The organism is Azospirillum brasilense (assembly GCF_003349955.1).
Taxonomy (GTDB): domain Bacteria; phylum Pseudomonadota; class Alphaproteobacteria; order Azospirillales; family Azospirillaceae; genus Azospirillum; species Azospirillum brasilense_B.
Genome location: NZ_QLKQ01000062.1, coordinates 18556 through 45351, shown reverse-complemented (window position 1 = coordinate 45351; position 26796 = coordinate 18556). Strand labels below are relative to the sequence as shown.

The window sequence follows — 26796 nt, the reverse complement described above, 5'->3', positions numbered from 1 at the left end:
CGCCGCGGCGTGCCCCGTTACAGCGCTGTCGGGATTTCGACCGGGACGGGGCAAGCCCCTCTACCCGCACAGCCTCAGCACGCAAGATGATGACCCTGAACATGCGTGTTGGCAAGGGAGTGGCTTTTCGGAGCAGGTTCCCCTTTCACCACACTCCTATTGGCGGATGTCGCTCCTTCCTGGGCGGCGGGATCGTCCGCTTTGCGACAGGAGCGGACCTCCCTATCGGTCCGTGCAGCTGCCGGGATTGGCTCGCCGCGCTGAGCCATTGCTTCGGTACCGACACCTCCGGCTTTATGGGCTGCGGCATCATAGCAGAATCAATGCACCTGATTCTCGGTATATATACCTTTTGGTCGAAACCTTATATGATCTACCATTTTCCAAGCGACCCGGATGCAAGAAATTGATTCGTTCGAAACGACTGCACCTGACTCAGCTGGACTCGTGGCTTTTAAGCGTTCCGCTTCCCGATTCCATTTCCAAATACACACTTAGGCTTTGGCGGGAGGAACGCGAGCCTCTGGTGGCGCCATTCAAAGACGAGGTGGTCGCCTATTTCGACGAAGCCTTTGAAGATGCGAGGAGCAGCCTCAGGGAGGGGTTCGAGGACGAACTTTGCTCGTTTGATGATCCTGCTTCGGATCCAGCTGCCAATTTCCCGCGCCTCCTCCACCGGGTCACGCAGCAGGGATATCTTGGTGAGGCGCTCGGTGCGCTCGCTGTAGAGCACTGGGGAGCAGAAGGCTACACCGACTGGCAGGTGCCAGCCATGCTTTTCCGGTTCCACACCGTCGAACTCCAGCACTTGGCGTCAATCAACGAGCGTATCGTGAGAGGGCTCCCCTTCAATCAGGACGAGGAAGCCGGGAAGCGTCCGGGCCGTACCGGCGATGACGCTCTTGCCTTTCGCATGAACGACGCGGGCGTGATAACCGACGTGCTCGTCATCGAGGCGAAGTGCGTTGGGATGAATAGCAATACTACGATCGCCGAAGCGCATGCGAAGCTCTCGACAACGTTACTTCGGAACTGCGGTATTCGAGAGCTTATCAACATCCTAAAAAAGTACAATACGGACGAGGCTCAAAGGTGGCGTGCCGCGCTCCTCGAGCTCTGGCGCAGTGGCCATACGAGTGTAGGTCGGTACGACTGCGTCTCGTACGCCGTCGGTGCGCAACCGAAGAAGCCGGTTACCCGGGAGAGTTGGATGGATCCGACCAAACGCCATCCCGAATACAAGCTTCAGAATTCGCTGATCGGGCTCGAGTTTCAGATTCCTGACCTCGAGGGCATGGTGGACATCATCTACAGGGGCAAGTGATGGTGGACAAGGTAATTCTCCGTATTGCCCAGTCGGTTCGTGCGGAGAGGGCCCGTCCAGCCCTTTTGGCCGCACATGCTAAGCTCTACAGCCAGCAGCTACGCCGCGATATGTCCCGACCGGGCCTGCCGAGCTACACGCAGGCTGATACAGCTTCGCTCCTTGACGAGGCGATGCTACTGGTCGAGTGCGGCCTGATCGAGCGTGAGGAGGCGCCGAGTTCGAACTGGCGGGCATCTCTGCAGCGCGCGGCTCAGATCGTCGAATGGCTGTCTCAGGATGATATAAGACCCACGGGGTCGCCGCTGCACTTGATCGCTGCAGCGATCTACCAAGTGGCTGAACTACCAGCGATGGCACTTGGACACCTGCGCCGCATGCCCGTAGACGAGCACGGCTCCGTGATCCTGAGGGACTTTCTTCGTGGCGACTTCCCCGGTGCTCTCGATGCAGTCGGTCGCTACTGGCGAGACGAGCACGAGCTCAATTCGTTTTACTCTGATGGTTCTCCGGAAGAAGAGGAACTGGAACTTAGCCGTTTAACCGAACAGCATGTCGTGAAATGCATTGGTACAATTTGCGCGTACCTCCGAACAGGAGGTTCAGTACCTGTTGAGCGCGCCCTTGCAAAGCTAGACCGCCTGGCGCTTACTTTCCTTCACAGCCGAGACCCATATTCCTTCTTGTTGGCACGCTTAATCGCAGCCAGTGCACGCCGATTCGCGGAGTCCTGCCTGTGGCCCCATGTCGAGCGGCTGCGTGCGGGCTCGTCGGAGAGGGCAGGCCAAGCACTCGTGCAATTCGCTCGCGCCGCCTTCATGAACAGGCGCGCACTGGTGTGGCCCGCACAGGTAGATGGGATCAGGCGACTCCAGGAGGAAGGGTCGTTCGTGCTCTGCACGCCAACCGGCTCGGGCAAGACAACGATCGCGACCCTCGGCGTCGTGCAGGGCCTTTTCGCGGAACAGAGCGATCCGTTCTCACTCGCAGGCATTAGTCCGGGGAACCTAATCCTGTACCTCGTACCCTCTCGCGCCCTCGCGGCGGAAGTCGAGCAGAGGTTGTCGGAGGATCTCCGAGGCATCGATGCACGCCCGGTGGTGGTGACCGGTCTGTACGGCGGGGTGGACTGGGGACCGACCGACGCCTGGACACAATCTGACGATCCTGCCATCGTGATCTGCACGTTCGAAAAGGCGGACGCCCTAATCCGCTATTTAGGGGCCCTATTCCTACACCGCGTGCGACTCGTCGTGATCGACGAGGCCCACATGGTTGAACTAGATCCAGCAAAGGCGGCCGATCTGGCGGCCGGTACATCGCGAGCGCTCCGTCTGGAGCAACTGGGGATGCGCCTGCTCCGCGCGCAAGACACGCACAACTTTAGGATCATCGCGCTCTCGGCGGTCGCCGCACAGGCCGCACCCGCGATAGCCCGCTGGCTCGGCGGCCCAGACGCCCTTCCCGTGACATCGAACCATCGAAGTACTCGTCAGATGGTCGGTAAGCTTGAAGTCTCCTCGCGAGGCGCCTTCTCAATTCGTTACGACCTGATGGACGGGCAGAGCCTTCTCTTCAATAACGGGACGAGCGAGGAGACGCCATACGTCCCAGCTCCCTTTGGTCCGGTTCCAGGGGGCATGGCCACTGGTGGTCCCGACATTCGTATGCGGAGCCCGACATTGTGGGCGGCGCTCAACCTCGCCAAGGAGCGCAGCGACGGGCTACGCCCGGCGGTGCTTATCTCGATCACCCAGCAAGTCGGGGGATTCGCCAAAACCTGCGCCGACCTTATGGACCTGTGGCAGGACGAGAAATTGCCTGCTTACAGTGCAATCGACGAGAATGACAGGGCTTGGACGAGGTGCCTCGCCAGCGCAGCGGACTACTTTACCGACCAATCGGCCGAGTACCGACTCCTGAAGCGTGGGATTGCGGTGCATCACGGTCAACTCCCACCGCTGCTGGCGCGCAGGCTCAAAGTGGTCATTGATCGTGGTTTGGTCCGTGTCATCATCGCCACGTCCACATTGTCGGAGGGCGTTAACATCCCTGTGAACGCCGTGCTGATCCCAAGCCTTTTTCGTGGCACCAGCCGCATGTCGCTCCAGGAGTTTACGAACCTCCTCGGACGTGCCGGGCGTCCAGGTGTTTCGTCGGAGGGAGCCTCACTGGCGATACTGCCAGAAATCGAACAGGACCCGTCCGGTAGGATGGTCTGGAACCGGCAGCGGCAAGCATATGACGCACTCATCAAGGAAATGTTGGAGGCCAGCAAGGCACCCGCTAACGCCGGTGCCGGGATGGTGAACGCCAACAGCCCGCTTCAGAATCTATTAGATGCACTGCGCGATGCGTGGGCGGAACTAGACGAGGTTGGAGGTTTTGATGAGTGGCTGTCCCGCGTAGCGGTAATAGGAGAGCATGCCAGGAACACTGCTAATGACATCCTTAACCTGCTCGATCCGCTGGACGCCATCTTGATCGCTGCATTGCAGGAAATCGAACAGCTAAAGATGGCGGATCTTGAGCCAGCTGAAATCGAGAGCGAGCTCTCCCGCATATGGAGTTATACATACGCGGCAGCTGCTGCCAAAAACGAAGAAGAGCTTAAGCAGGCTTGGCTCACGCGAGGACTTGTGATCAACCAATTGTATCCCGACCCCACGCAACGAAGAAGAATATACAGAACCAGCCTTGCGCCCCGATCGGCGACGGTGCTAATGGAAATCGTGGACCAACTCCGTGAAATCTTGCTGTCCGGCTACGACTACGCCCACCGCAGCCAAGAGGACCAGCTAGATTTCATCGCAAAGGTGCTGGAATCGCTCGCTGTGGTACCTGCATTTGAAATCAAACCGGTACTGAAGAAAAATGTGAGCTGGAAGCTCGTCCTCCGCTGGTGGCTCGCGTGTGGAACGCTCCAGCACAAACAAAAGCCGCGTCCCGATGAATGCACAAAATGGTTCAAGTTCGCCAATGACAACTTTATCTATCGTGGGAACTGGGGCCTAGGCGGCTTGGTCAGCCTCCTGATGGACAACGTCGACGGGGTCGGTCCGGTACGTGCGCTCGAGATCGACGACTGGCCTAGGAGCGGACTCCCATGGATTACGTTCTGGCTGAAGGAGCTAGTGAACTGGGGCACGCTGGATCCCGTCGCGGCCTTCTTGCTGGCGAGAGGCAATGCCGTGAACCGTCGGCAGGCAGAAGCCGATGCGAAGTTGTACTACGAGGAAAGATCGACCGAAACTGATGCAAACAACCTTCTCGATCCACGGGAAATTCGGGATTGGGTACACAGCCGTTGCGGCGTGTCGGAAATAGCGAGTACAAGAACGGAAATCGCACTCCCGGCCAAGCTTATACGTCCAGCCGATACCTTCCTAATGGAGAATGTCTCGGTCTCGCCGCTTTCTTCAATTGAGGGGCTGACATGGCTCGATCCCGCTGGGAACGTGGTAGCTAAATCCGACAGACCTGAAGAATGGATCGACGATCCAGAGCATTATGACTTCGATTTGCAGGTTAGGACTGCAACAATATTTGGCTCCGCTTACCTTCGACACCGCCATGCATAATTATTTGCTCGTCTCGAAGGCAGGGCTGCCCGTATTCAAACGTCAGCTTTCTAGTCTATCAGAAAGCTACCTCATGGCCATCATGGGCAAGAGGCGGATGCTTACATTTTCATTGCCTCTATGTCCGCTTCGGGTCATGACCTGCCTTTCAGGTATGGCTGCTCATGGCGCAAAGCGGACCATCAGGGGGTTCGGAGTCGGCTCTCCCTTTCACAACAGAGGCGGGCTCGCCGGCCGCTCCTTTTCGCCCCAACAGACACGCATGAGCGGAAGACGGCTGAGAGAAGCGATATTCCTTAGTGGCCATGCTTGACTTCAATAGGCTTAGGGGAGGTCCAGACGGCTGGCGCGGCTCGTTCGAGGACCTTGTGCGCCATCTCGCCGAGATCGATCCGCCACTGGGAGCCGCTGAGTTCCGTCCCATAGAGGGAGCCGGTGGCGACGGCGGCATCGAAGCTTATTGGGTGTGCGTCGACGGGAGCGAGGTTGGCTACCAAGCGAAGTTCTACCTGCGTGCGGGGGAAATCGACTGGTCCGCTCTAGACGGGTCCGTGAGGACCGCGCTCGACACGCATCCTGCACTCGTCCGCATCATCATCGCAATGCCGTGCGACCTCACCGACGTTAAGAAGGGACGCGGCACGTCCGCGCGAGAGAAGTGGAATGACCACCGCGAGCGCTGGAAGGCCGCCGCTAAACCTCGCGAAGTCGTGTTCGAGTTCCTCGGCGGAAGCCAGATCGAGCGCCTGCTAGCTATTCCCACGGCGGCTGGGCTTCGCGAATACTGGTTCGCCGACAGGGAGTTGTCAGACTGGTGGTTCCGGGAAAAGTTCGCACGAACCGTCGCGGCCCTTGACGAGCGCTATCATCCCGAAGACCACGTCGACCTCCAGGCGAGCCGCCTCTTCCGGGCGCTGAGGGGTAGTCGGGACTGGCGGAACGACTTCGCGCGCCTTGCGGATGACGCTGTGAGGGCCATGCCCGGCCCGCCCGACCCCGAATCGGAAGTCGCCAGCAAGTACGCTGCCTTGTTCGTTGCGATTGGCCAGCTCTCTGCTCTTGCGCTAGACCGCGATCTCAGAGCTGAGAAAACTTTCCCGACGGAAGCTTGGCTCGGGGTGATCAAGGCAGCGGTATCGGCCACACGCCAGATCATCTCCAGCCTAGATGAAATTGATACAACGGGCACCGCCGGCTACCATATCCGGCACATGCACGAGGAGATTGTCGAAGTCGAGAATGTCCTCTCGGTTCTGGGGGCGCGGCTCAAATCCGAGTACCAGCGCGCAGACCAAGCTCGGTACGCAATCATCGAGGGCGCGGCCGGGAGCGGCAAATCTCATTTGATGGCTGCGGAGGTGGAGGCGGCGCTCGAAGCTGGTGAACCGGCCATAATGCTTCTCGGCACGGATTTCACCTATGGCGAAGAGCCGGGCATTCAGATCGCGCGGCGGCTGGAATTGGTCGGGATGACAACGGACACGCTGCTGGGCGCGCTCGAGGCCGCCGCGGCGTCGCGAGGAACGCGTGCCCTGATCGCCATCGATGCCCTTAACGAGGGCGGAGGCGCGCGCTACTGGCGCGAGCGGCTGGCCGCCTTCGCCGCCGAGGTGCGGCGACGCCCGCGCTTGGCGCTCTGCGTCTCGTGCCGCGACGTCTACTCAGACCGCGTGTTCGCACAGGCTGCCCGCGTCGACGCGGCGCAGATCGAAATCGAGGGGTTCCAAACTCCGGGGGAGCAGGAGAAGGCAGCGGCGGTTTACATGGATCGGCGCGGGATAGCGCGTCCCCCCTCGCCATGGCTTCCGCCAGAGTTCATCAACCCGCTGTTCCTGCGAACCACCTGCGTGGCACTTGAGCGGAAGGGACAATGCCAGTTTCCGCTTGGGCTGCGTGGCGCGCGTGAGATGATGCGGTTCTACCTGAACGCCGCCGCGGCAACGCTCCATACAGAGTACGACGGGACCTACGAGTTCGAGGCGCCGCTCATTCGAGGCGTGCTCGATATCGCCGCCGAGATGGCTCGCACACGGGTGGACTACATCGAGCGCCATGTGGCAGCGCGTATACTGGACGCAGCCTTCAGGGGCCACCAGGCTCCACCCGGTCAATCCTGGGTGGATCTGCTGCGGCTGCGCGGGCTACTGCGTTCAGATCCTCCCGAGTACGATCCCGCTGCGCTCGACGACCCGCTCGACGCACGCGAGGACGTACTGCGATTCGCCTTCCAGCGCATCCAGGACCAACTGATCGCCAGAAGCCTAAGGCAGAGTTGTTCCGGTCCGGAGAATCCGTTCGACAAAGACGGACCTCTCGCATTCCTGATCGGGCCTTGGGGCGTCGAGTACGACTGGCGGGGCGTGTTTGTCGCACTCGCAATAGAGTTCGCGGACGAGTGGAAGGCCGAGATCGTTGACCATATGCCCGGCGGCTGGCGTCGATGGTGGAACGACGAGACAGTGCAGGATGCCTTCGTCGAGAGCATCCGCTGGCGCCAGCACGGATCGTTCGGGCGACGGGCTGTCGAGTTCTTGAACGCGATGGAGTGGCCTCGGACCCCGACCGACCTCCTCATCGAGTTGTCCGTCGTAGAGGGGCATCCCTGGAATGCCGAACTGCTGCACCGGAACCTCGCCAAGCGCAACATGCCTGAACGCGACGCGTTTTGGACCGTCGCGATCAATGGTGAGCCAGATGTCCGAGGCACGGCGATGCGCCTTACGGAATGGGGGCTCGGGCCAGGGCCGGGATCGGCGAGCAACGAGGTGATCCGGCTTGCCCTCACGACCCTCGGCTGGCTCTTTACCTCGACGAATGGGGCGCTGCGCGACCGCGCGACCAAGGCGGCGACCGAGATCCTGTTACGTCGCCCCGCCGCGCAAGAGGGATTCCTCGCGCGATTCGCAGACGTAGACGACATCTACGTCCTGGAGCGGGTCCTTGCCGCCATAGCGGGAGCCTGCCTTCGCGATCCGAATCCGCAGCGGTTGACTACATCCGCAGCGAGCGTCTGGCAACATATCTTCAGGAAGGAAGATCTTCCGAAGCACGTGCTGCTTCGCGACTACGCGCGCCTGATCATTGAGGCGGCAGCCGAGCGAGGTTCGCTTCCCGAGGACTGCGACCTATCACGGTGCCGCCCCCCCTATCGAAGCACTGCGCCGCGGTTCGGACTCGACGAGGCGAAGGTGAGGGCGGAATGCGAGGCGGTGGGAGACCACAGCATTTTCCACTCGACCGTCGGCTGGGGCGGCGACTTCGGGACCTACGTGGTTAAGAGTCGCGTTAGTTCGTTCACGTCGATCCGGCTCTCCAAGCCGCGTCCGCTGCGGCATGAAGAGGCTTACGCGCAATTCAGGTCGAACTTCATCGACGGCGATGAATTGCGCACCACCCTTCTGTCGATCATCGAACTGACGGCCAGGAGAGACTCACGCGACTCGGACAGTCGGGGGGAGAGCAACTATTTGACCGAAGTGGGACGCCAAGCGGAGGCCGAGCTCTTACGACTGCTCGGTACCCGCGGCCAAAGGCAATTTGACGCCGATGCCCGACCATTCCTGGGGGGCAGAAGGGGATGGTCCGGAGGCGACGATGACGAGCTCATCTTGATAGACCAGGAACAGGCGCGGCTATGGATAGCGCGCCGGGCGGTGCGCCTCGGGTGGAGCAAGAAGCTGTTCCCACGGGACTATGGTGCAGGCGACGAGACCACCCGCTCAAAGTGGATCGAGCGCATCGGTAAGAAGTACCAACGGATCGCGTACAACGAACTGATGGCGCGGCTCGCCGATAACTACTGGCTTGTGTCCGAGTGGGAATCGGAGCCGGTGAAGGCTTTCGACACGCCGCTCGATCTTCCCTTCATCCGCGATCTCGAGCCCACGGTGCGGCCCCGCAACGGGGACGATCGTGCCATCCACCATGCCGAAGTGCCGTCAGTGCCTCGCCTCGCGATCAGAGAGGTCGCGACGGCGGCCATGTTCGACTGGGTGTTCGAGGATGGCGTCGCCGCCGAGCGGCTGGGCCTGGGTCTGTGCCCCGATCTCGGCGCTCAGGCCGGACTGTGGCTCACCCTATACCGATACGGCTCCCGGAAAACCGATCACGCGCCGGGACATGACCACATCGGGGCGCCTTTGCGCCTTAACGATTTCCATTTCGTGCTAATGGTTGGCGTTGAACCACGTGATCTCAGGGACTTCGTCATTAAAGCGCGAAGGACCGGAACCGACTTCCACAACTGGATGATCTGGGGCGACGTGACCGATGGCCCCTACCTTTATGAGGCCGGTGTCCGTGGAACATGGCCGGAAACCGAATGGGTCACGTCGGATAGTTTTCGCTCGGCCGAGTTGCGCTATCTCCGCTTTAGCCGTGGATACCGATGGGAAAGCCATCTCGACGGGGCGCTCCCAAGCGGCATTTCGCTCCAGGTGCCCAGCACTTGGCTCCTCCGCGAACTCGGACTCACGGCCGACTCAAGGTCACCTGGCGTCTACGTCGACGCGAGCGGCCGCCCAACCATCGTGTCGAGCACCGACGATCGGAACTCGTTCTGCATAGCGCGCAGGGACGCGATTGAATTCATCCTCTCCAAACGCGGGGTGAAACCGCTCTGGGTCGGGGTCGGCGAGCGCGGCGCTTGGCCTAATCCAGCCGAGAATGCAGGTCCGAACCGACGGTGGAACGGAATTCTCTGGCAAGAATTAGGACAGATCTATCACGACGTCTGGGCGGAAGATCATCGACCCGGAGAGTTACGCCGCGTCGTCCGCCGTTTCTTGTAGACAGACCGGGATGCGGTCCTTAGTGCAGACAACATCCAATAATATCAACCTGCCAGACATCACGGCATCAAGGAGCAACTAAACGATTACCGTCATCCCTCAGTCCACCACCGAACATCACCTTTTACCTCTTGCCCATTCGAGCGCGATGTTCTCGCAGAGCACGGTACATGGTCGTACGCTCCACCCCGAACTGTTCAGCAACCTGGCTGGCCGTTTGGCCGCCGTGGCGGTTCTTGAGCAATGTTTCGATCATCACACATTGCTTGTCGGTCAGCTTCCGGGGCCGCCCGAGGTGAACGCCGCGGCTCCGTGCCGCCTCCATCCCAGCGATGGTCCGCTCGGAGATCATGGTCGCTTCAATTTCCGCGACGGCCGCGAGCACCGCAAAAACTAAAGCTCCCGCCGGGCCGCTGGTGTCGATCCCCTGCGTCAGGCTGCGCAAGCCAACGTCCTTGCGCTTGAGCTGGTCGGCGATCTTCAGCAACTCCAAGGTCGATCGAGCCAAGCGGTCAAACTTCCACACCACCAGAACGTTGCCGGGCTGCACCGCCTTCAGCACCCCGGCCAAGCCGGGGCGTGCGACAGTCAAGCCCGACGCAGTATCGGTCCAGATGGCCTCGGGTTCCACCCCCGCTTGGGTCAATGCATCTATCTGCAGATCCAACCGCTGGTCGTCGGTAGACACTCGGGCATACCCGATTAGACGCGGAGTGGTAGGTGTGGTAGCGGCTTTCCCCATGCCCTTTCACCACAGAATTTTGCCACGACTTTTGCAACACTCCGCCTGGGGGCCGGGTTCCGGGTCGCGGGTGTGGTAAAAGGCCACCTTTCTGCCGCGCACCGATGGCGCCAGCTGTAGACAAGTTCGATCCGGTAGGACCGAGAGCGTCAGGGCGCACACTCAGCTCCGCCGCTTATCCTCCTCCCGCGCAACCCCCTTGAACGGCTCGCCGCCCTTCTTCTGATCGATGAAGCGGCCAGTGTCCGTATCACGCTTCGTCCAGTTCCCGTTAACCGGGTTCTGGACCTGTGTCCGATCATTCACTGAACCGCGCCGATATCCGTCTCCAGTATTTTTCGCCATATAGCACCACAAAAATGATCAATATTAGAAACGCAGCCTAGCTGATCACCACACTTGGCGCAAGGACGGTTGAATATCCGATGGCCAAATTGCACTCATGCCGCGTGCTGGCGCTGAGCCAAACACATTGCTAAACAGGGGTGAAGGCGATTGCTACCGGGTGCGCCGACGTGCCGATGCCAAAGGATCGGCAGACCACGGTGGAGCCGCTCTTGTCACCGTATGCCGGTAGCGACCCCGCATCGAGAGCGGAAACGGGCCTTTCTGCCGTGGCGGCAGCACCGTCCAATCGACGGCGCCGGCGTCACGTCTCCGCGGCATTCTCCCGCAGCCAACGCTCAATCGCCGCAGCCACATGGGAGCGTTCTTCCGCGTTCAGGGCCTGTCCGCGGCGAATGCCGTGCCACTTCTCCAGGCAGTTCCGGCAGCATGTTGCCGTGGCGTGCTGCGCGATGAACACCGGATGCCCACGGAACGGCGTCTGTTTTCCGTCGTTGACGGGTTCCGCTGGCACAAGCCGCTTGTCGATGAAGTCCCGTGCGTGATCCAGCACCGTCGGAAACCCCTTGTCCCGCAGGTAGGCCTGCTCGCAGACCCCCAGCTGGAAGCGTTGACGGAAAGAAGAGCGGGCCAGTCCCGAAAACACCTGATCCAAATCCCTGATCGCGCCCATCGCCACTCCGTGGAAATGCCATCTAGTAACCACCCTCCGGCCGGGACCTCAGTCTGCACACGTCAACCCCATCTGCCAGAAATCCGCTTCCAGGCGGCAGGCCTGCCGGAAGGTCGTCAGTAGCTGCGGGAACCGCTGCTCGGTCATGCCGCGTGCGGCCAAGCGGTCCAACGTGGCACGCGCGCCGGCCGCCACCTCCTGGTAGGTGTCGCCCGAGTACTCGGCGATCCAGGAACGATAAGGATTGCCGGCTGCTAAACCCGATGGGCTGGCGGCGAGGCGCGTGCCGATCTCGGCATAGCCCACGACGCAGGGAGCAAGGGCAACGTGCAGATCGAGCAGGTCACCGCGCAGCCCCGTCTCGAGCACATACCGCGTGTAGGCCAGCGTCGCCTTGGCCTCCGGCGCCCATTCCAGCTCCGCGGCGGACAGGCCCCAGCCGGCACAGAGCCGAACGTGCAGGTCCATCTCCACGTCGAGAATAGCCTTCAGCCCGCCGAAGGCGGCGTGCATGTCGTCGAGCGACTGGCCCTTGTAGACGGCCAGGGCATAGGCGCGGGCAAAGTGGATGAGGAACAGGTAGTCCTGCACCAAGTAGTGGCGAAAAGAGGCCACCGGCAGCGTCCCCCGTCCCATCTGCTGGACGAACGTGTGGTCGACGTAAGCCGCCCATTCGTCGGCGGCCTCCGTGGCCAAACGGTCGAACAGGTCCACGGCGCTGCTTACCGTCATCGATCGGGTCCTCCGGGTTCTGATGTGTGGACTTGGCAATGCCGCCAGTGGCGCATTGTGGAGCACCACGTCAGCAGGGGCAACGAAACGCGCTACTCCCGGATCTCTTGCTCGTCTTGATCGAGCGCACGGATCCGCCGCTTTCGATTGCTCTGAAGACGGGGCGCGGCCCGGACGCCAGCCGGACTGGCTACCCGGCTCCAAGTGTCCCGGACAGCCGCAAAGCGCGGCGCCGCGGCCGCCAACGCCGCCTCCAAGGCACCGTAACGCCACAGCCGATCGTCGGCCTGCCGCACCGCTAGGGGGTTGGGAGCCATGATCCCATCGCGGTCCAATCGGAGCAGCCGCTGCGCCGCCTCGGCTTCGCGGCCGGGGCCGAGCTCGTCGGCGAGAACCGCCAGGGCCAATGCCGGGGACAGGCTTCGCCCGTGCTCACAGTGGATGGCCAGCGTGGCGTCGGGCCGGCCGGCACGGATCGCCCGCGCGAAATCGATCACGGTGGCGATCTGCTCGTCCGTTGGCCCGCGCTGCGCCCCCAGCCGCGGCACGCCGATGTCGTCGCAGCGCAGGACCAGCATGGCGTCCACGTCGCCCAGGACAGCCTGCGCCATCGCGGTGTCGAGGGTTTCGAACGATCCGCGATCGGCATGCAGCCGCACCGAGATCACGGCATCGGCACCTTCCGCGGCCCCGTCCTCGATTTCGGCGCGCGACCATACGAACACCCTCATCGCCATGTTTCTCCCCACTCCGCATGCGCCCGCGGTTCCCATTCTCCAGCTGTCGGCTGCCCCCTTCGAGAGCCTGGAGGAGGCAGCGCACCAGAAAAGCAACGATACGGCACTTGCCGAATGTTCTCAATGCGTTCGCATTCCCGCCCATCGCCGATGGAATTCGCCTTGGATCCCCTCTCACCGGCAACGCGTCCGCGTCCCATATGACGTGGACAGGATCGCCCGCCGCCGGCGTGCATCCGGAGCACAGGATGGGAGGCGGCCATGCCGGAACACCGCAGCGTCAGCCGCCGCACCCTGATGGCGGGCATGGCCACGCTGAGCACCACAGTCCTGCTCTCCAGACCGGCCCGCGCCACGCCCCTCGTCCCGACGCCCGGCCAGACGGAAGGCCCGTTCTACCCGACCAGCCTGCCCGCGGACGTCGACCACGACCTCGTCCGGGTTCATGGGGCCTCCGCCCAGGCACTGGGCACCATCGCCCACATCGGAGGGAGGATCCTCGACCGCGCCGGGCGGCCGGTCTCAGGCGCGGTGGTCGAAATCTGGCAGTGCGACGCCCAGGGGATCTACCGGCATCCGCGGGCACCCGGCCACGACCGGTTCGACGGGAACTTCCAGGGCTACGGGCGGGCGGCGGTCGCCCTGGACGGAGTCTACCGGTTCCGGACGATCAGGCCGGTGCCCTATCCCGGCCGCACGCCGCACATCCATTACGCGGTGATCGTGCCCGGCACCGGGCGGTTCGTGACGCAGATGTACATCGAGGGAGAACCGCTGAACGCCCGCGACGGGCTGCTGAACGCCATCCGCGACCCGCAGGCGCGCCGCAGCGTGATCATTCCATTGACCGCGGCGGACGGCCTCGAGGCGGGCGCCGTCCAAGGCACCTTCGACATCGTCCTCGACCTCTGATCCTCCGTGGAGGATCGGTCTCCGCTCTCCACACCGGCGAGCGGTCCGATCCACCAAGCCGGCACCGCCTCAGAGGACGTGTTCGCTCGGCAGATGCGGCGGTTCGGCAACCAGCGCAGGACGCGGTATGGGCACATGCATTGGGGCGGGCCGTGTCGAGGCCTGCCACAGGTCGAGGAATGTCCCGAGGTGTGGTCGGTCGGCGCGCTCGCGCACGAGGCATTCAACCAAGCTGTCGACGCTGGCGTTGTGCCCGGCCGGGTCGGTGCGCCCGGTCAGCAGCGCCCAGCGGACATAGGCGGCGTAGAGGGTCAGCACGTCCGACTCGCAGTAGGCCCGAACCTTCTCCAGCTCGCCGCGCGCCATCATGTCGGCCACCTCGCTGCCGTGGCCGCCGATCTTGCCGGGCAGGCCGATCAGGTCGGCGATGTCCTGCAGGCCGATGCGCTGTGAGGCGCCGTAGTCGGCGACCTGCTCCATGAGGTCGCAGTTGAAGTCGGGCTGGTAGCGCTGGGTGTAGCCGTTCCATTTGTCGCCGGTTTGGAACCACGCCGGCACCGGCACGCCGTAGACCATCGCGCGCAGGCGCAGCACCGGCAGGTCGAAGCCGCGCCCGTTCCAGGTGACCACACGCGGCAGCGTCCGGGCGAAGTGCTTCCAGAAGCCACGGATCAGCCGCTCCTCGTCGTAGTCGAGGTCACCGCCGGAGCGGCACTCGGTCACACGGTAGCGCTCGACGCCGGAGGACCGGTCGATGGCCGCCTCGACGAAGCTGATCGCCACGATCTGGTGGCAGTGCGGCGGCGGGAACTTCTCCGCCGGCCAGTCCGCCGGAAGGATCTGGCGGTCCGGCATCGTCTCGATGTCGAGGCAGAGCAGCGTATCGTGGTGCATGGGGCCTCCGGGGTGCGGCGGCGCCATGCTCCTCAAACGATCGGAGAAGCACAACGGACAAATGACCGCTCCCTGGCACCGCGGGTATGGTGCTGCATGGACGGTACACCGCGACGTTCACCAGCGGAGCGGACCGCCCGATTGTGCCGCCGCCGAAGACCCCGATGCGGCGCTGCGTCGGTTGGGGCCGGGTCCGCGGTGCGGCCATTGCGGAATGAAGGGCTTGGGACTCATCGAACGCTTCTGGACGGAGCCGCGCCTGCCGGCTCCGGATGCAAAACGCTGCCGTGTCAACGGGAACACCAATCGCGGCGCGGCGTGCCGTCCATGGGCTGGGTCAACGCCGCATCGACCAGAATGCGTTGCAGGTCGACGCCATCGACGAGCACGGCGGCCTCCACGTCGTCGGGGCCGACATCTCGTGGGGCGCAGAAGGCCACCAGCCGGGCGTTCCGCAGGGTGAGCACGATCGTGGTCTGAGCCAGGCGGGCGAGGAACCGCTCGGTGGAACAGGGGCCGTCGGGCTGGGGTCCCTCAACACCGCGCGGGTGAACGCTCACCCAGCCCCGGTCCGGAACGAAGGCGGGGATCCGGCTGTCGCTCGTGACGTCGATGGGCTGGTGCCGCCAGGACTGGCACGTGACGACCTCCCGGCCCGCCGCGGGAGCGGCGGTCGTGAGCCCCAGAACGGCAAGGCACAAAAGGCGGCGGTTCATCAGCGGCACCAATCACCATCAACGATGCGGAGCGGCATCCGCACGGTGGGGCTGGATGCATCCCCTTCTTCCCAATGTATGCCATACGGGGAAAAGCGTCCCCGCCGAATCCACCTATGGGCGCGCGGTGTGGCAACCAGCCTGCGACTGGAGCGTCTTTACCGGGCACCCCATCGGTCCATCACCCGTTCCAATCCTTGCCCGCCCTCGTCCTGTCGAACGGGACGTCCGTCGCCGGCGCTTCGGAGTCGAGGGGATCCTCGTTGGCAGCCTCACGGAAATACTGCGCGATGAACAGCCGAATCGCGGCGCTGACCGACAAACCCGCCGGACGCTTCCGGGCGGCCTCGGTGCACAGGCTGTCGACACCTTGGCGCTCCCGTTTGGAGATTTCACGCAGCGCATCCCAGAGCGCATCCTGAAGGCGGATGGTGGTTCGCCGACCGTCGATCCTGATGCTGCGGCCCGGCGTAAGGGCGACGCCCCGGTTCACCTGCCCCAGCGCTGCCTTCATCATCGGCGACTGCGTCTTGCCGACCCGCTGGGACGGCTCGCTCCTCCGGCGGTTCGCTTTCTTCCCGGTCCCGTCCCGGTCGTCGTTGCCGGGTGCGGTCAACATCTCATCGTTCATGGCTCGGCCCTTGGTAGGCGAAGACGCGACAGGTCGGCACCATGGCGGCTTGCGGCCGCTGCGGTGCCTGCCCCGTGTGGAGTCAGGGACCGGTCGACGCGTCGGCGCCGGCCGTCCGGGATGGACGGAAGATCCTTTTCGCGAGATAGGGGACGCTGAACACGATCACCGCGTAGACGAGCCCCCACCCGTAGGCCTTGGCGAACAGCAGGCATCCCATGACCGCCAAGCCACCGAAAATCCGGCTTGCCGCGGTGCGCCCGAGGGCCACGTAGACCGCACCGCTGGCGAGATACAGCAGAAAGAAGTTCTGCCCCGCCGTCATCAGCAGCGTTTCGAGCGAGACGATCCCCACGGCCTGCGCGACCAGTACCGACCCGAAGATCAGCGCCATTCCGCCGACGGCGGCCCGCGGCGTCCCGCTCCCATTCACCGTGCCCAGGCGGAGCGAGGCCGGCGCCCATCCGCGGCGGCCGATGTCGAACAGCAGGCGCGACGCCGCCCAGCAGGCTCCGTTCAGGTTCACCACGATGATGCCGGTCACCAGAACCGCGACCGCCACGCCCGGCACTCGCCCGCCCGCCAGGTTCTCCACCACCGCGAGGAACGGCGCGCCGGCGAGTTGTGGGCTGTCGAGCGGCACGAGGGCCTGCACCGCCGCCGAGATGCCGAGGTAGAGCCCGGTCACCACCACGAAGCTGAGCACCACGGCGATGGGGAAGTCGCGCTTGGGGTTCTTGAACTCCTCCGCGGTGAAGGCGAGCATCTCCCAGCCTGTGAAGGCGAAGAAGGCCAGGGCCGCCCCGCCCCACAGGCCGGACAGCGACGGCGAGCCCGCGCGGAAGTCGATGGCGTCCCAGTGCGGGACCGCGCCCAAGGCCACCGCGATCAGGCAGCCGGCCAGCACCATGACCACGATGTCCTGAAGGCGGCCGGCGAACTTCGCGCCGGCCCAGGTGGCGAGGAGACCGGTGCCGAGCAGGACCGCTCCCACCGCGGCGGTCAGCGCCGGCGCGGTGGCGGAGTCGGTCCCGAGGCCCTGGACGATGTAGGTGGCGCCGGTCAGCGCGATGGCCGGGATGCCCAGCGCGAAGGTGCCCAGCAGCAGGTAGGACGTGCCGATGGCCGCCCAGGGAAAGGCCTCCGCGACGAAGCCCGACACGCCGCCGGCCGAGGGGAAGCGTCGGCCCAGGCTGGCGAAGACCACCAGGAGCGGAGCGACCACCACCGCGTCCAGGCACCACGACCAGAGGGCCCAGCCTCCGGCCTGCTGATAGACCAGACCGGGGAGCGCCAGCATGCCGGCACCCACCACGATGCCGATCGCCAGCGTCACCGCACCGAAGAGGCTGATGGTCGGCCGCAGGGTGTTGGCGTCAGGAGCGCTCATTGGCGATGATCCTCTCGTGGTGGAAGGGGGCCAGACCGGCATCCTCGGGAACGTCGAAGACGGCGGTCACCCGGTTGCCCACGATCACGGTCGGGACGCTCTGCCGTTCCAGGATCGCGCGGGGAAAGGTCGTCTCGTGCCAGGGGCACTTGATCGAGCCGGTCTTATGGTTGCCGGTGCCCAGGAACAGCGGGCCGCCGCGGTGGGGGCACTTGCCGCTGCACAGCAACGGCTTGTGCCCTTCGTGAGCGAGCAGGAAGTAGTGGGTCTCGTCCACGAGCACGCCGTTGTGTTGCGTGCGGTCGAATTCGACGACTCTCATGCGGCCAGCCCCAGGCCGGCGGCCTTGCGGATGCGGTAGGAGCAGGTATCGGAAAGCACCCTGGTGCCGTGCAGGCGGCCGCCGGGAATGACGATGGACTGCCCCGCCGCCAGTTCGATCGAGTGCAGCGGGCCGACGGTGAACTCGACCGCACCTTCGGTGACCTGGAAAAGCTCGGCCTGGTCGTGGATGTGCAGCACCGAAACCTCGCCCTTCGGCTCGGTGAACGTCAGCACGTCGGGGCCGGACCACATGTCGGGATGCGAGGAGCAGAAGTCGCCGGCCATGGGCGCCTTGAACAGCCGATCGCCGAACGCGAGCTGGTCCATCAGATCCTTGTCCGCGAGCGTCTGGAGCAGCTTGAACTCCTCGAAGCCCCGCACGACGTCCGCCAGGATCCAGTCGCCGACCCGCTCGACCAACGGCACGATCACCCGTTCCATCGCCATACGGCCGTGGTGGGCGTCGATCTCGTGGTGTTCGTCGAAATAGCGGGTGTCCACCTCGGCGCCGAAGATCCGGCGCAGCATCTCGGACTGCTGCCGGTTCGCTTCGGCAAGCGTCGCCTCCGTGTAGAGAAGAGCACCGACATAGCGGCCGAAATGCTTGTGGTTGCGCGACACGAGGTGGAAGTAGTTCACCAGCGCCAGCGACGACGGCAGGAAGAATTGCCAGTAGGCGTGGGGACGGTGATCCAGCCCGCGGCTCTTCAGCGTGGTCTCGAAGATGGTGGAGTGCTTCGACGCCGGCACCCCGTAGCCGTACTCGTCGATCAGGATCGTGAAGAGCCCCGACTGCGCCGGCCCGTAATTCCCCAAGACATTGCGGGCCATGGCCGAGGCCTCGGTGATGAAGTCGGACGAGAGCTGAACCAGGAACTCGTCGGCGGCCGTGGCCGGGTTGCGCGCCTCGAGGATGGCGCGCACGACCGCGCTTTCGCCGGTGTTGGCCTGCGCCAGAGCATGCTCCGCGTAGGCGCGGAACGACGGCATGGTCCAATGGCCGGAGGTTTCGATCTCGTCGTCCAGAAAGCCGAACAGCTGGTGTTCCAGCCCGGGCCGAAGCCGTTCGCCAAGGCACTTCAGATCGTCGTCATAGAAGGCGGCGAACGCCTCGCGGCGAGGCCGGTCCATGGTTTCCGGCAGGAACAGAAGCTCGGCCTCGTAGATCGTGGTGAGCAGGCGCTGCCCGAACAGCGCGGCGTTGGTGGCGATCTGCGACGGGGCGAGCTTGACGGTCAGGTCGATGGTCGCGGCGTCCTGCCGGCGGAGTGGACGGAGAAACGGGTTGTCCTCGTTCAGGAAGGACATCGGCTGGCCGAAGAGGGGATGGGACGAAAACAGCGTGGCGAGACCGTTCAGATCAGCGCGCGAAACCTCGTGGCGCCGGCAGGCGACAGCATTACCAGACATTGCGGACTACCCTTCGTCATGGTCGCGATGACGAGGAGGCTACAAATCGTAATGTCCAGTTTGACCCATCAATACGTCCGGCGGTAACGTCAATTTGCCGGAATATGTCCAGTAGTGCGGAGTTGATGGTGGGGCAACAGCCTGGAGATGTGGATATGGTGGACGAGCTGATTCTGTGCCACCTGGAAGCGGACGGCCGCCAATCCGTTCAGGAACTGGCGCGCAAGGTCAACCTCTCGCGCAGCGCCGTCTACGCCCGCATCCAGCGCTTGGTCAAAGCCGGCGTGATCGCCGGCTTTACGATCCGGCGCGGGGTCCCCGTGCCCAAGCCGGTCGTATCGGCCTACATGATCCTGTATCTGACGGGCCCCATCTGCGAGAAGGTCGCGAAGGAGATCGAGAAAATCCCGCAGGTCAAGCTCAGCCAGTCCATCGGCGGAGAGATCGACATGATCCTCACCGTGGAAACCGGCAGCCTCGAGGATCTCAACGACGTGCGGGGCCGGATCGAGGCGATCAAGGGCGTGGTGCGGGTGAACACGTGCGTCATTCTGAAGGAACGCTTCAACCGGCTCCGACGTTGACCCCGGCCCGTCAGTTTACACGCGATATGGTGATTACGAACTTCGGCCTAATCTGCTCTCGATCGTTATTCTCACGTTGGAGCGGCGCGACGGCCTGCCGGTTGTAGGCGACGACGAACACTTCGGCGGCCCTGCCCAGGGTCCTGGCGCGGGTGGAGCGGCAGCGATCCGCAAGCATCTCGAACGTCTCGTGCAGGCTTAGGCCCTCCAATCGGCAGATTTCCTCCAAGATCACCCATACCGTACGGTTCAACACCACTTTTCGAACGGTTTTACCGATACGGATCGGGCGAATTTCACGACCCACCAGCCAAGAAGCTTCGTCCGTTAAATCCAACTCTGAATCTTGAGTGGGTTTCACTGCCATATAGGATCGCTTCCCCTTGGAAACTGCGCCCGCACCATAGCGCGACAGCATATGGGCAATCTACCATACCGCGATGAAATGGCAATATCACGTAATTCGGTTGATTTCATAAAAAACGAAAGTTCTTGAGGTTGAATGTGTTGTGGATTTTGCCCACGTAACGTCCTCTTTGCTGTCCATTTCAGCAACGCCGACCGCTGCAGGATTACCCCGCACGGGCGTCTGCGGTCGCTCCGGGCCGCTTTCATTGAATGGTCCAAGCCTGCAAGCGGCCAGCCATGTCGCATCCCGATGAATTGAACGACCGCCGACACGCGTAAAACAATTTCTTTGGTCGACAGACACTTACACCATACGGACGCCGCAGCTTCTGGGTTTCTTTGGACGTCCCACCCGCTTCAGGTCGGATGACGGCGGCGGCCGTTCCGCATGGTGCCGCAGGAGCATGGGCACGAAGCGGGATGCAGGCGTCGATCGCCTCCTGAACGAGGCGCTCCCGGACTCCGAAGTCCGTCGGCGCGGCGACGCGCGCCAAGGCGGAGGCCGCTCCGACGATCGGCAGAAGCCACAGCCATGGAAAGAGGATCGGCCGTATTCGTCACCTCGGTTCGCCGACGAAAGCCCCGGCATTCCGCGGTATTGGTCTCGACGGGGTGTTTGCAGCCGACCGCGGCGACGCGACATACTGCCGCTCCGTTCACGCCTCGCCGGAAAGTCGCCCGATGTCCCCCCGCACCGCAGCCGTCCTGGTTCTCGGCGTTCTTGCCTTTGCCGGCGTTGTTCCGCCGGCCGCCGCGGCCCCCACCGCGTGCCCACAGCACTTCGTCGCCGGGCAGGCGCCGGATCTGACACGGCAAAGTCTGGCCGCCAAGACGCGCCCGCTTTGCTACGATGGCTACGCCCTGCTGCATTCCGGGATCAGCCGCACGCCGCTGTGGACGGCCGAGCACCTGACCACGGAACGACTCGCCGCGGCGCGGGGGCTGAAGCGCAGGAACCGGTTCCATGCCGATCCCAACCTGCCGGCGGACGAGCGGGCTGAACTCGACGACTACAAGGGGTCGGGGTTCGATCGTGGGCACATGGCTCCCTCCGGTGACATGCCGACATCGTCGGCGCAGGAGGAGAGCTTCAGCCTCGCCAACATGATCCCGCAGAGCCCCAAGATGAACCAGCTCATCTGGGAATGGATCGAGAGCGGCATCCGTGACCTCGCGGAACGGCAGGGCGAGCTGTACGTCGTAACCGGGCCGGTCTTCCAGGGGCAGAGCCTGCAGCGGATTAACGGCCGCGTCCTCGTGCCCAGCCACGCCTTCAAGGCGGTCTACGATCCGCAGCGGCGCCAGGCGGCCGCCTACCTCGTGGAGAACGTCACCACGAAGGCCCATCGGGTGATGTCGATCGCCGAGTTGGAACAGCTGACCGGGGTTGCGGTGTTTCCTGGACTCCCGAAGGCGGTCAGAGCGATCGCGATGCCGTTGTCCGACCCCAAACCGCGCCGGCGGTCGTGACCATGACTGGCGCCCCCATACACCGCTCACCTAACGAGGCTCCGATGCCGTCGCCGATAACGCCCTTCGCCGATGAGGCCGACTCGCTGCAAATCGACGATCTGACGGTCGAGAACCGCACTGACCGCGTGTCCCTCTACGGCAGTGTCGCGCTCACCAAGGACCGCGCAGGCCTGGAGCACGCCCGCGCGCTGAAGGCCATCCTGGACGCGGTGGTTGCCGCCTTGGAAGACGAGGAGAACCTGCCCGAGGCGGTCGCGACGAAGCCGCCGGACCAAGTGCCGAACCCGTTCGGCTGAGCGCCGTACGGCTGGTTGAGGACCGACGTCACCGCGTTTCGTCCGAAGGCCGACCCGCGGTCCCAACGGCTTCCGGGGTCCCGCTGGGGCCGGTTCTCGCACGCAGCGAGGCGACCAACCGAGCCCTCGCCCGCATTGACGCGCTTGCGGACGACCTGCGAGGCCCGTACCTGCTGAGCCGTGCCCTGACCAGGCGTGAGGCCGTATCTGATCTTGCCCCGGTTCGGACGGGGAAAGATCATCTTGCTGCTGATCGACGCCGAAGGCGCGCTCGACCATTTGACTGCTGCGACCAGGAGGAGGCGCTGGCATGCCGGGCTGAAGGAACAGCGTGCCGGCCGGGCCGATGCTGACCAGCGTGATCTGGATCGGTGCCGACGGCGTCCGGGCGCAGGCCCCGACGTGGACGAACTGGTTGTCGCGGTGGCAATTGAGGAGCCTGCCGGGCTGGCACTGGACGTCTCGTTGATCGGCGCCGTTCCGCCAGCGAGCGGATCGACCTGGGCGGCGCCGACAGCACGCATTCGGCGCAGGACCTGGAGGACGCCGAGGCCGACCAGCTGGGTCCCGTCCAGAAATGGCTCTGTTAGGCGCTCTTACTGCCTGCGCCGAGGTGCATACGGCCCCTGAGGTTCCGTCAGTACTGTCAGCACCTCTTTATCCTGTCGGTGCGCCCAATGTCGCCACGCGCGGCGCTTATTCTTGGGCCAGTCGATCACTAAGCGCCCGATGAGATCAGCCAACGCCTCGCTGGGATGCAGCATCGCCGGGTCGTAACGGATGTACCCCGCGGCATGCGCGTCGATGTCCAGAAGTTCGTCGCGGTCGCCTAGCCCACACGGGCGGGGCAGCCCAACCACCTCCCACACGCCGATGAACAGCGTAACGTTCTGCTCTTCTCTAGGCAGGCCCGGCACACGCTCGGTCAGGCAGGCCACGGGCGTCTTGATAAACTTCAGTAGGTAGCGCGCCGCCTCATACCGTGGCCCAGCCTCGGGATTTTGGGTGCGGTAGTAGCTCTCGAACCGGGGGTCTGAGTAACGCCAGGCGTCGAACATTACGCGATCGCCGACACGGTCTTCATCCGCGTGCCGGACCAGCAGCGTCCCTCCATCCTGCAGGGGCAGGTTCGCCTCGGAGATGTAGTCGCTCAGCAACGGCATCGGGCGTCCCCGTGGCGGTTCGCACCGGCTCGAAGGATCGAAGCTCGGGCTATTCTTGAAACGGACGCCGGCAACGACGGGTTCCCTGTCGCCGCCCGCTTCCTGCCTCATCGGCGCTTGCTCGGTTTCTGGAAGACACTGGGGATGCGCTGGGGAAGCCCGTCGGAAAAGTGTGGCACCGTTGAACTCCGGTCTGCTCGTCCAGTCCCGTCATCCCGCGCCGTTGGCGCCACCCATCGACACGCCTTCGGGCTGCCGTTCCAATACACTGATGAATGATCCGGGCTAGGGGCGTTTAAGGGCGATTGTGCACGTGTCGCCGCAAATTGAAGGCTTGCACTTTCTATTACGTTGGAGGCGCGGCACTCACATTACTGTTGAACGATCCTGCAATATGCCAGAAGACCATTCGAATGGGCGGGCTGGAGCGGAAGATCTCAGGATTTGCGCAAATCTGTGCGGAAATTCTCACTTTATAGGGGCTTTCAGTCGCGACTTATGTTGTCAGGCCGTCCTTGAAATGCCTACCGTGCCTCACTCGGATATCTCAGTTTATGCGCAAACCCACACCGTCGATCGGCGGCGCCGGCACGCAGGGCGCGTCGCCCCCGTTCCGGGTGACCGCCGGCGTCGTCGTGGCGCCGGAGAGGAGTTCGTCGATGCCGACCCCCTTCGCGATGGCGATGCCGGGCGCCATCATCAGGGGCACCCAGATCACCGCAGACAGCAGATTGGCGGTCTGGAAGCTGTGGTGGGGCATCGCCATCATCCCGGCGGTGATCGGCACCACCGGCCGCAGCGGGCCGAGGAAGCGCGCGAAGAACACGCTCTTGCCGCCGTGGCGCAGGAAGAAGCGGCTGCCCCGCTCCAGCAGCTCCGGCCGCTGGCGGAACGGCCAGACCGCCGGGACCCGATCGCCGAACACCCGGCCGAGCCAGTAGGACACGGCGTCGCCCAGCACCACGCCCAGCGCGAGGGCGACGTAGACCTGCCAGAAGCCGAGGGCGCCGGAGGCGACCAGCGCGCCTCCCGCGGCGATCAGCACCACGCCCGGCACCACGAACCCGACGAAGGCCAGGGACTCCGCGAAGGCGCACAGGAAGAAGATCACCTCCGCCCATGAGGCGTTCGCTTCGATGAAGGCGCTCCAACGCTGCATGCCGTCGATCAGCATGTTCCTTGCTGCGTCGTTCATTCAACTTCCCTGTGAGGCGGCTCGTTGGAGCGGACTGTGCCACAGATCGGCAGCATCGTGCAGACCAATGGCCCCCCCCATCCCGCCTCGCCGTGCAGGAATCAGGGCACGGCCCGGAGCCATTCCGCCAGCATCCGTTGCCCGGCCTCGCGCAATTCCGGACCAATCCTCGCCGCCTGACCGCGCAGCACGCGCGGGTCGATGCCGGCCCCGGCCAGTTCGGCGGCATGGCCGGTCAGCCATCGCTCGATGCCGGCGGTCGCATCGACCTCCGGATGGAACTGCAGGGCCAGCGTGTGGCGGCCAACCGAAAACCCCTGGGTTGCGCAGAGCGGCGTCGACGCCAGGCTCTCCGCCCCGTCGGGGATCTGGAAGGCGTCCCCATGCCAGTGGAGCACCGGAACGCCCTCCAGATGGCGAAGCGGCCCGGCCCGTCCGGCATCGGTCAGAGTGAGCGGGCCGAAGCCGATTTCCTTGTGGCCCATGGGATGCACCGCAGCGCCGAGGGCCTTGGCGATCTGCTGCGCGCCCAGGCAAATGCCGAGCGTCGGGCGCCCCGCCGCCAGCCGTGCCGCCAGGAGCGCGGATTCCTCGGCGAGATACGGATAGGCGTCGCTGTCATAGACCCCGACGGGACCGCCGAGGACGATCAGCAAATCCGGCTCCAGCGGATCGAGCGTCGTGAACGGCGCCGCGTCGAGATCATGATAGCGGACCGCATAACCGGCATCCGACAGCACCGCGCCGAAGATGCCAAGGTCCTCAAAATGGACGTGCCGGATCGCCAGTGCCGTTTTGTGCATGGGTCGCCTCCCGCCCCCGCCCCGGGAGCGTCGTGGATTGGTCGGCTCTCGGATACCAGACGAATGGCTCGCTGTGCCCAGCCATTTTCCGGCAACGGTCCAGACCAATTCCCCTTGTTCCGGAGGCCTGCCAACTTTACGGCGTCGCCACCGCGCGCAGCGCCGTCTCCAGCTTTCTAACCGCGGTCTCGATTTCGAACGGCGTGTAAGCCGCGAAGCCCATCAGGAAACCGGGCTTGCCATCACCGGCGGCGTGCAGCGCCGACAGGCCGAGCAGTTCGATCCCGGCCCGCCGCGCCGCGTCGACGGCGGCGCGCTCCGTCAGGCCGCCGGTCAGCAGACAAGGCATCTGCAACCCGCCGATGGGAACCTGCGGCTCGACGAAGTCCGACAGGTGTTTGCGGACGAGGCCCGCGAGCGCGTCGAGGCGCTCGGCGTAGACTCCGCGCATGGTCCGGACATGCGCCCCGAAATGCCCGCCCTCCATGAAGCGGGCCAGCGTGAGCTGGGCCATCGGCGCCGTGTGGCCGTCCAGCAGGGTGCGCGCGACGGTCATCGGCTTCACGAGTTGGGGCGGCAGCACGACGTAGCCGATCCGCAGTCCGGGAAAGAGCGATTTGGTGAAGGTGCCGATGTAGATGGTGCGGCCGTGCGGATCGAGCCCCTGCACGCAGGCCGTCGGCTTGCCCGCGTAGCGGAACTCGCTGTCATAGTCGTCCTCGATGATCCAGGCCTGATGCCGGGCCGCCCACTCGATCAGGGCCAGACGGCGGTCCAGCGCCAGGGTCGCGCCGGTCGGGAACTGGTGTGACGGCGTCAGAAAAACTGCCTTTGCCCGCTGCGGCTCGGCCAGGATGTGATCGACGACGATGCCCTGCCGGTCGACGCGGATCGGAACGCAGTCCAGCCCCGCCGCCTCGAACGCCTTGCGCGCCCCGTAATAGGCCGGGTCCTCCAGGAAAATCCCGTCGCCGGGGTCGAACAGCATGCTCGCGCAGAGCGCCAACGCCTGTTGCGAGCTGGTCAGCACCAGGACGCGGTCGGCGGTGGCGCGCGCGCCGCGTTCGAGGTTCACATAGTCGGCGATGGCCCGGCGCAGCGGCTCGGTCCCCTGCGGATCGCCGTGGAACAGGCTTTGCGCGCCGACCTCCTTGCGCACCTGCCGTTCCAGCCGTTCCCAGAGCGCGAGCGGGAAGGTCCGGGTTTCCGGAACGCCGTGGGCGAAGGGCCGCGGCGCCGGCATCTCGCGCACACCACCGCCCTCGAACACGGCGGCGCCGCGCCGGCTGAGCGCCGGCGCCGGGTCGCTCGGGAGCGCGTCGCGCCGGGACCGGCGGCGGCCGGGGGTGAACTCGCTGATCTCCGCGACGAAGCTGCCGCTGCCGACGCGCCGGTCGATGAAGCCTTCGGCGTGAAGCTGGGCATAGGCCGCCTCGACCGTGTCGCGCGACACCCCCAGCGAGGCGGCGAGCGCGCGCGAGGCGGGCAGCGGCTTGCCCGGCCCGAGCGCGCCGTCGACGATGAGCTGCCGGACGGCCCGCTGGATCCGCGCGTGGAGCGGCATGGCCGCGTGGGCGGGGTTGGCGATCCACGCCTTCACGGACTCAAGCTGGGAATGCCGGAACAAATGGTCTGGCCTTCTTCGATAAAGCGGATGGGCACATCAGGCCATT

Annotated in this window: 22 protein-coding genes; 7 read left to right on the top strand and 15 right to left on the bottom strand. The window is 64.4% G+C overall.

All coding sequences use genetic code 11. The features are described 5' to 3' along the window. Nucleotides 1-406: 406 nt before the first annotated feature. From DXK32_RS23415 to DXK32_RS23405, 3 genes are all read left to right on the top strand, one after another. Complete coding sequence (locus tag DXK32_RS23415) at nt 407-1324, top strand: hypothetical protein (protein WP_114860704.1); 918 nt, start codon at nt 407-409, stop codon at nt 1322-1324. After that, the gene (locus DXK32_RS23410) at nt 1324-4905 is read left to right on the top strand and encodes a DEAD/DEAH box helicase (protein WP_114860703.1); all 3582 of its coding nucleotides are present in this window, start codon (nt 1324-1326) and stop codon (nt 4903-4905) included. Before DXK32_RS23415 ends, DXK32_RS23410 begins: the two co-directional genes overlap by 1 nt. A gap of 368 nt (nt 4906-5273) precedes the next feature. After that, nucleotides 5274-9695, top strand: a complete 4422-nt coding sequence (locus DXK32_RS23405) for a hypothetical protein (RefSeq protein WP_162801321.1) — start codon at nt 5274-5276, stop codon at nt 9693-9695. A gap of 124 nt (nt 9696-9819) precedes the next feature. Here the strand turns inward: DXK32_RS23405 and DXK32_RS23400 are convergent, their stop codons facing one another. The 4 genes from DXK32_RS23400 to DXK32_RS23380 all read right to left on the bottom strand — a co-directional run bounded on the left by DXK32_RS23400 (nt 9820) and on the right by DXK32_RS23380 (nt 12924). Further along, nucleotides 9820-10437, bottom strand: a complete 618-nt coding sequence (locus tag DXK32_RS23400) for a recombinase family protein (protein ID WP_114860701.1) — start codon at nt 10435-10437, stop codon at nt 9820-9822. A gap of 649 nt (nt 10438-11086) precedes the next feature. Beyond that, complete coding sequence (locus tag DXK32_RS23390) at nt 11087-11455, bottom strand: DUF4186 domain-containing protein (RefSeq protein ID WP_205215812.1); 369 nt, start codon at nt 11453-11455, stop codon at nt 11087-11089. A gap of 48 nt (nt 11456-11503) precedes the next feature. Beyond that, complete coding sequence (gene tenA, locus DXK32_RS23385; RefSeq protein WP_114860699.1) at nt 11504-12187, bottom strand: thiaminase II; 684 nt, start codon at nt 12185-12187, stop codon at nt 11504-11506. A gap of 92 nt (nt 12188-12279) precedes the next feature. Then, nucleotides 12280-12924 carry a hypothetical protein gene (locus DXK32_RS23380; protein WP_162801320.1) on the bottom strand — a complete coding sequence of 215 codons (645 nt, stop codon included), beginning with the start codon at nt 12922-12924 and terminating at the stop codon, nt 12280-12282. 261 nt (nt 12925-13185) lie between these two features. On the opposite strand from DXK32_RS23380, the gene DXK32_RS23375 reads away from it, so the two are divergent. Next, on the top strand, nt 13186-13836 hold the full coding sequence (locus DXK32_RS23375) for a protocatechuate 3,4-dioxygenase (protein WP_114860697.1): 651 nt from the start codon (nt 13186-13188) through the stop codon (nt 13834-13836). A gap of 69 nt (nt 13837-13905) precedes the next feature. Here the strand turns inward: DXK32_RS23375 and DXK32_RS23370 are convergent, their stop codons facing one another. The 6 genes from DXK32_RS23370 to DXK32_RS23345 form a co-directional block, all read right to left on the bottom strand. Next, nucleotides 13906-14730: a 3'-5' exonuclease gene (locus tag DXK32_RS23370; RefSeq protein WP_059398590.1), complete on the bottom strand. Its 825-nt coding sequence runs from the start codon at nt 14728-14730 to the stop codon at nt 13906-13908. A gap of 290 nt (nt 14731-15020) precedes the next feature. After that, nucleotides 15021-15446: a hypothetical protein gene (locus tag DXK32_RS23365; RefSeq protein ID WP_114860696.1), complete on the bottom strand. Its 426-nt coding sequence runs from the start codon at nt 15444-15446 to the stop codon at nt 15021-15023. Between the two features lie 181 nt (nt 15447-15627). Beyond that, entirely contained in the window at nt 15628-16077 is a 450-nt protein-coding gene (locus DXK32_RS23360) for a ribbon-helix-helix domain-containing protein (RefSeq protein ID WP_114860695.1), read from the bottom strand. Between the two features lie 82 nt (nt 16078-16159). After that, nucleotides 16160-17467, bottom strand: a complete 1308-nt coding sequence (locus tag DXK32_RS23355; protein ID WP_162801319.1) for an APC family permease — start codon at nt 17465-17467, stop codon at nt 16160-16162. Beyond that, the gene (locus DXK32_RS23350; RefSeq protein WP_035683850.1) at nt 17454-17789 is read right to left on the bottom strand and encodes a Rieske 2Fe-2S domain-containing protein; all 336 of its coding nucleotides are present in this window, start codon (nt 17787-17789) and stop codon (nt 17454-17456) included. Before DXK32_RS23350 ends, DXK32_RS23355 begins: the two co-directional genes overlap by 14 nt. Further along, entirely contained in the window at nt 17786-19201 is a 1416-nt protein-coding gene (locus DXK32_RS23345; protein ID WP_114860693.1) for an iron-containing redox enzyme family protein, read from the bottom strand. The genes DXK32_RS23350 and DXK32_RS23345 overlap by 4 nt, the downstream gene beginning before the upstream one ends. Before the next feature lie 155 nt (nt 19202-19356). Between DXK32_RS23345 and DXK32_RS23340 the strand changes: the two genes are divergently transcribed. Next, nucleotides 19357-19785 (top strand): Lrp/AsnC family transcriptional regulator, encoded by a 429-nt coding sequence (locus tag DXK32_RS23340; protein ID WP_051141069.1) that lies wholly within the window; start codon nt 19357-19359, stop codon nt 19783-19785. Nucleotides 19786-19795: 10 nt separating this feature from the next. Here DXK32_RS23340 and DXK32_RS23335 read toward each other — a convergent pair whose 3' ends face one another. Continuing rightward, nucleotides 19796-20203 (bottom strand): ribbon-helix-helix domain-containing protein, encoded by a 408-nt coding sequence (locus tag DXK32_RS23335; protein WP_107685985.1) that lies wholly within the window; start codon nt 20201-20203, stop codon nt 19796-19798. A 671-nt stretch (nt 20204-20874) separates the two neighbouring features. Here DXK32_RS23335 and DXK32_RS23330 point away from each other — a divergent pair. Beyond that, complete coding sequence (locus DXK32_RS23330) at nt 20875-21663, top strand: DNA/RNA non-specific endonuclease (protein ID WP_114860691.1); 789 nt, start codon at nt 20875-20877, stop codon at nt 21661-21663. Between the two features lie 44 nt (nt 21664-21707). After that, complete coding sequence (locus DXK32_RS23325) at nt 21708-21962, top strand: hypothetical protein (protein ID WP_079285710.1); 255 nt, start codon at nt 21708-21710, stop codon at nt 21960-21962. Nucleotides 21963-22558: 596 nt separating this feature from the next. Here DXK32_RS23325 and DXK32_RS23320 read toward each other — a convergent pair. From DXK32_RS23320 to DXK32_RS23305, 4 genes are all read right to left on the bottom strand, one after another. Then, on the bottom strand, nt 22559-23125 hold the full coding sequence (locus DXK32_RS23320; protein ID WP_114860690.1) for a hypothetical protein: 567 nt from the start codon (nt 23123-23125) through the stop codon (nt 22559-22561). A 547-nt stretch (nt 23126-23672) separates the two neighbouring features. After that, entirely contained in the window at nt 23673-24320 is a 648-nt protein-coding gene (locus tag DXK32_RS23315; RefSeq protein ID WP_247877305.1) for a DedA family protein, read from the bottom strand. 101 nt (nt 24321-24421) lie between these two features. Further along, nucleotides 24422-25123, bottom strand: a complete 702-nt coding sequence (locus tag DXK32_RS23310) for a glutamine amidotransferase (protein ID WP_114860688.1) — start codon at nt 25121-25123, stop codon at nt 24422-24424. Between the two features lie 136 nt (nt 25124-25259). Continuing rightward, a complete protein-coding gene (locus DXK32_RS23305) occupies nt 25260-26750 on the bottom strand; it encodes a PLP-dependent aminotransferase family protein (protein WP_114860687.1) in 1491 nt (496 codons plus the stop codon). Between the last annotated feature and the right edge of the window lie 46 nt (nt 26751-26796).